Genomic DNA, 2,339 nt, shown 5'->3' on the forward strand with positions numbered 1-2,339 from the left:
GCCTGGATGCGGGCGGCTTCGGCCTGCTCGCGGGTGCGCTCGGCCATCTCGCGGACGCCGAGATCATGGGTGTGCGTGGTCTCGGCCACGTCGGCATGGGCTTCGATCCAGCGCAAATGATACAGCATCGCCTCGGCCTTGCGGACCTTGGCGGCGACCTCGCGGAAGCGGATCGCCTGGCGCGCCTGCTTCTTCAGGCCGTCCATCTGGCCGGCGAGCTGGCCGATCACGTCCTCGACCCGGACCAGGTTGGTCTCGGCCGCCTTCAGCCGCAGTTCGGCCTCGTGGCGGCGGGCGTGCAGGCCGGCGACGCCGGCGGCATCTTCCAGCACGCGGCGGCGCTGCTCCGGCTTGGCCTGGATGATCTCGCCGATCTTGCCCTGGTGCACCAGCGCCGGCGAGCGTGCGCCGGTCGCGGCATCGGCAAACAGGATCTGGACGTCGCGGGCGCGCACGTCGCGGCCATTGATGCGATAGATCGAGCCGGCCTCGCGCTCGATCCGGCGCGAGATTTCCAGGATCTCGCGATCGTTGACCGCGGCGGGCGCGGTGCGATCGGCGTTGTCGATCGTCATCACCACTTCGGCATGGTTGCGTGCCGGGCGGTTGCCGGAGCCGGCGAAGATCACCGCATCCATGTCGGCGGCGCGCAGCGATTTGTGCGAGGTCTCGCCCATCGCCCAGCGCAGCGCCTCGACCAGATTCGATTTGCCGCAGCCGTTCGGCCCGACCACGCCGGTCAGGCCCGGTTCGATCACGAAATCAGTGGGTTCGACGAACGACTTGAAACCGTGGAGACGAAGACGCGTGAGTTTCATAGATCGGATTCTCTATTGGCAGGGAGCGAATCTCCCTGCCTGGACAATACCATGGAAGGCAATGTCGGTGTTGAGGGTGAGTCGCTTCATGCGCTCGGCTGGCGCGCGACAATGGCGACGCCGGAGCTCGAGGGCAACCGGCCGCACGGCCGTTTCCCACCGGTTTTATCCAGCGTTGTTTTATCGAGCGCTGGTCGCAAATGCGGCCCGATCGTTCGCTTGGCAATTGAACGACACCAATCGAGTCGTGAGACTCGATGCGACGTCACTTCAAGTCGCGCGCGTGTCTTCCAACAAACGCTCTCCACCCACGGCAAGCGGGGCGGGCATCGAATTCAGCGATTTCGAAGTTCGAATCATATCAGGCGCCCCGATGAAGTCTATTCCCCCTCGCTTCGCGCCCGCAGCGGCGGCCACGTCCACAGTCGTCATCACCCGCGAATGCGGGTGATCCAGTATTCCAGAGACGTTCGTCGATCGAGAGGTCTCTGCAATACTGGGTCGCCCGGTCAAGCCGGGCGATGACGGCGGTTCGGTGTGGCGGCCACGCCCACGATAGTCACCCGAGCAGACGACGCCTGATATGATTCGAACTTCAAAATCGATCGCCCAGTTTTCCAGAGCCGAACCGGATCAGCTCTTCAGCAGCGGGTTGATCCGCTTCTCGAATTCCTCGATCGAGGCCTCGCCCTTGATCTTCTCGCCGTTGATGAAGAAGGTCGGCGTCGAATCGACCTTCAGCACGTCGTTGGCGTATTTCTGGTCGGCTTCGATCTTGTTGAGCAGGGCCTGGTCCTTGAGGCAATCCTCGACCTGCTGCTGGCTGAGGCCGGCCTGCTTGCCGATCCGCGTCAGCGTCTCGGTGGTGTTCTTCATCACCCAATCGCTCTGCTGCCGGAACAGCAGGTCGACGACCGCGAAATATTTCTGGGCGTCATCCTTGGCGATGCAGCGCGCCAGCATCGAGCCCGCGGCCGCCTTGATGTCGAGCGGGAACTCGCGGAAGATGTAGCGCACCTTGCCGGTGTCGATGTATTCGGACTTGATCTTCGGAAACACCTCGGCGTTGAAGGCCGCGCAATGCGGGCAGGTCATCGACGCGAATTCGGTGATCGTCACCTTGGCGTCGGCCGGCCCGAGCGCCATGTCCGGCAGCGACACCGGCTTGGCCACATCCGTGGCGCTCTGCGCCATGGCCTGGCTGATCAGCCGCAGCGGCGAGAACGAGGCCAGGGCGGCAAGCCCGGTCAGCGACAGGGCGGCGGTGAAGGCGCGGCGCGTGATAATCAACGGTCTACTCCCGGATCGGCGCTTTCGCGCGCAAAAGGTTCCATCAGGCAGCCGTTCGCTAGCTGGAAACGGCTGGTCTGGCAATGACGGGCGCGCAACACGGGTCCCGGCATAAGCGTCAATTTCGCTTGATTGAGGCGCCAAGCCGGGCAAGCGCGGCGCGCAGGTCGTCATCTTCCACAGCCGACAGCGTCCGCGCAACGGTCTCGACCGCTTTCGGGTCCAGCGGGG

Annotated in this window: 2 protein-coding genes and 1 pseudogene; all 3 read right to left on the reverse strand. The window is 64.3% G+C overall.

The features are described from left to right. Positions 1–818: AAA family ATPase (locus tag WCB02_RS06605; protein ID WP_423957034.1), on the reverse strand; the 818-nt coding region annotated here is incomplete at its 3' end. Between the two features lie 633 nt (positions 819–1,451). Then, entirely contained in the window at positions 1,452–2,108 is a 657-nt protein-coding gene (locus WCB02_RS06610; protein ID WP_423957035.1) for a DsbA family protein, read from the reverse strand. 118 nt (positions 2,109–2,226) lie between these two features. Continuing rightward, positions 2,227–2,339 (reverse strand): annotated as a pseudogene (locus WCB02_RS06615) (DUF721 domain-containing protein); the annotation flags it as partial.

This window comes from Bradyrhizobium sp., from assembly GCF_049581145.1.
Lineage (GTDB): Bacteria > Pseudomonadota > Alphaproteobacteria > Rhizobiales > Xanthobacteraceae > Bradyrhizobium.